At 66.8% G+C, this 3,158-nt stretch carries 4 protein-coding genes; all 4 read right to left on the bottom strand.

What is annotated here, in order from left to right:
* The coding region (locus JF597_RS54090) for an MFS transporter (RefSeq protein ID WP_294014459.1) at positions 1-475 on the bottom strand (475 nt) is incomplete at its 3' end.
* A gap of 34 nt (positions 476-509) precedes the next feature.
* Entirely contained in the window at positions 510-722 is a 213-nt protein-coding gene (locus JF597_RS54085; RefSeq protein ID WP_294014457.1) for a hypothetical protein, read from the bottom strand.
* 16 nt (positions 723-738) lie between these two features.
* Entirely contained in the window at positions 739-1,569 is an 831-nt protein-coding gene (locus tag JF597_RS54080) for an enoyl-CoA hydratase/isomerase family protein (protein WP_294014455.1), read from the bottom strand.
* 115 nt (positions 1,570-1,684) lie between these two features.
* Positions 1,685-2,659, bottom strand: a complete 975-nt coding sequence (locus tag JF597_RS54075; protein ID WP_294014453.1) for an enoyl-CoA hydratase/isomerase family protein — start codon at positions 2,657-2,659, stop codon at positions 1,685-1,687.
* Positions 2,660-3,158: the final 499 nt, after the last annotated feature.

Below are 3,158 nucleotides of genomic sequence, written 5' to 3'. Positions count from 1 at the left end.
TGAGGGGTCCGGTGGCGACCGCGATGCCGCTGGCCGCGCCCCAGATGCCCAGGGCCGCGCCGCGCCGTTGGGCGGGGACGGCGGCCGAGAGCAGGGTGAGTGTCAGGGGTGTGACGATCGCGGAGCCGACGCCCTGGGCGGCGCGGGCGGCGATCAGTTCGCCCATTCCCGGTGCGAGCGCGGCGGCGGCGGAGGCGGTGGTGAAGATCGCCAGTCCGATGGCGAACATGGTGCGGCGGCCGAAGCGGTCGCCGAGGGAGGCGCCGAACATGAGCAGGACGGCGAAGGTGAGGGTGTAGGCGCTGACCGTCCATTCGAGGTCTTCGAGGCCGCCGCCGAGGTCGTTGCGGATGGAGGGCAGGGCGGTGGTGACGATCAGGTTGTCGAGCGCGGTGATGAAGCCGGCCGCGCTGGTGATGACTATGGCCCAGACGGCGGAGCCGCCCCGAGCCCGTTGCGTGCGTTGCTGTTTCATGGCGTTTCCCTGGGCAGGCGTAAGGGGCGTTGGATCAATGACGTGAGTGCCGGGGGGTGACGGCACGGGGGTAGAGCAGGGAGACGCCTCCGGCGAGCGCGGCCTGCGCCTGGCGGGAGGCGTCGTCCGCGAGGATCTCGTAGGCGCCGGTGGCGATGCCGTCCACGGCGATCCGGGCGATGTCGGTGGGGTCGGACTTCGGCGCGTCGATGGCCCGGACCATGTCGGTCGTCGCGGCAAGACTCACCGGTGGCGAGAAGTGATCAGGAGATCTGGTTGGCCAGGCCGACGTACTCGCCCAAGTGGTATTCGACATCGAGACCCTTGTCGGCGATCAGCGTGCCGAGCGCCACAGCACGAGCCTGGAATCCCGGGTTCGTCAGCGAGTCCACGAACCCGCCGTAACCGGCGATCAGGTCGGCGTCCGGCGGCAGTGTCGCCCGGTTGACCATCGACTTCGCGGTCTTCACCGCCTGCCGGTCGAAGGAGGCGAGCCGGGCGACCGTCGCGTCGACGAAGGCGTCGAGTTCCGCGTCGGGCAGGGCCCGTGTGACCCACCCCCAGCGCTCGGCCACGTCGGCGTCGTAGTCGACACTGGTGAGAATGGCCTCGAGCGCCCGGTCGCGGCCGATGGATCGGGGAAGTCGCTCGGTTCCGCCTCCACCGGGAACGATGCCGATGCCGACCTCGGGCTGGCCGAAGACCGCCTTCTCCCGACTGGCGTACCTCAGGTCGCAGGCGAGGGCCAGTTCGTTGCCGGCGCCGCGGGTGCGGCCACGGATGGCCGCGATGCTGACGTACGAAGCCTTGCTCAACCGCAGGACCATGTCGGTCCAGACCGGCGGGTCGTCCTCGTGCCGGGGTACGGGCAGGTCGCCCGCCGCGGCGCCGTCGAAATGGTTGATGAAGAAGTCGGGGACCTCGCTGGAGAAGACGACGACCTGGATGTCCGGGTCCTCGTCCAATCCGCAGACGATTTCGTGCAGCCTCACCACGGCCTCGGGAACCATGAGGTTCACAGGAGGATTGGCGAACGTGATCCTGGCGGTCCGCGGGGTGGTGCGCTCGAGGCGGATCGTGCTGGGCTGACTCATGGGAGGCCTCCGTTTCGTAGCGGGCAGTGGTTTTGGGCGGCAGACAAGAAGCAGTCGTATCGGTCACGAAGTTCGGAGAGGACCGAGCGGGACGAGGTCACCGCATCGATCCGGGCTACTCGCTCGGGGTACTTCCGAATCGCCCGGCGCGGAGTGCTCGCGCGTACGTCTCAGGATTCAACAGAGGGAGCTCGCCAGTGGCGTCCGTGGTGGCGATGTATTCCAGCATTCGCCTCTGAGCTTCCTTCGACTGATCTCTGACGAGGAACTCGGCGTGCTCGAACTGCAATCCGTCCTCGAGCGAAAGGGAGCTGCCGAAGTAGATGGACCGCTTGATGGCTCCGAGGGACTTCTTCGAGCGCAGGCTCAGATACTCTGCGCGCTCGATCGACCGTGAGAGGACCTTTTCCTTCGGCACCACTTCGTCGACCGCACCGAGTGAGAGAGCCTCCGCAGGCGTGAACGGCCTGCCTTCGAGAACGGTGACCAACGTCTGATGAGTACCGATCAGACGAGGCAGTCGCTGAGAGCCGCCGCCACCCGGTGTCAGCGCGAGCAGGACTTCTGTCAGGCCGATGACATGGTCGCCGTCCGCCATGATGCGCAGATCGCAGGCAAATGCCAGTTCCGCGCCGACGGCAAGTGCCGAACCGTTCAGTGCCGCGACGAAGATGGTGCCACTTGCGTTCATCTTCAGGAAAGTGGCATGGAACGTGTCGAGCTGCAGAAGTGTCTTGAGCCGGGTCATCCCCGCGAGCGTTCTGACAACCGGCACTCGGTTGATGAGTCTCGCCGTGCGCGCCACGAGCCTGGCGATGCGCGTGTTGATCGGCGGGAATCCAGTGCCACCTTCTTGTAGCCAGCGCACATCGGAATGACTCAAGAAGCGGTCAGGATGCGTACCGGTGAAGACGACCGCGCGGATGTCCGGATCGCGGTCCGCTCGATCGACCAGCTCTTTCAGCTGCTTGGTGATCTCGGGATCGAACAACGCATGCGGGCCTCCGTCGATACGGGCGACAAGCACCCCGGCTCGGCCCTCGACGGCAATATGTCCTGCGGGCTGCGAGCTACTTGGCGACGTGCCCATATGGTCCTCCGTTGCATGTCGTCTCCCGTGGTGCGCGCGGGAGTGCGCTGACCACGCCTGACGCTACGGACAGCGGGCTGCGAGCGGATCTGTCGTCGTATCGGTCACGGAGGGGGCGCCGCGCCGTACCGGAACGCTGAGACCTCCGCGCAGTACACCCGCTCCGGTTCCGCGATGCGCCTGCCCGGACCGGTCGCTGCTCGTCCTGCCGCGTAATTGCCCCGCATCGGTGAGGTGTTGGCGCCGGGGGAGGGCAGCCGCTTCCGTTCCGCGGGCGGGGAACCGCGCACCACCTGGTCGAAGCAGGCCGGCGAACCTAACTGTTAAGAACCTTGACAGTTAGGTGGTCTAGTCCAATCATGGGCACGGTTCATCCCGCGGTTCTCCATTCCGCAGTCCCCGCTGTCCCCGCATGCCCTTTCCCCATGGGAGCGTCAGTGAGACGACCTGGTCACCTTCGTGCGTTGCTGTCCTGTCTGAGCGTGAGCGCTCTGTCCGC

The organism is Streptomyces sp., assembly GCF_019510245.1.
Lineage (GTDB): Bacteria > Actinomycetota > Actinomycetes > Streptomycetales > Streptomycetaceae > Streptomyces.
The sequence above is the reverse complement of the archived record's forward strand: the minus strand, read 5'-3'. Positions and strand labels throughout refer to the sequence as shown.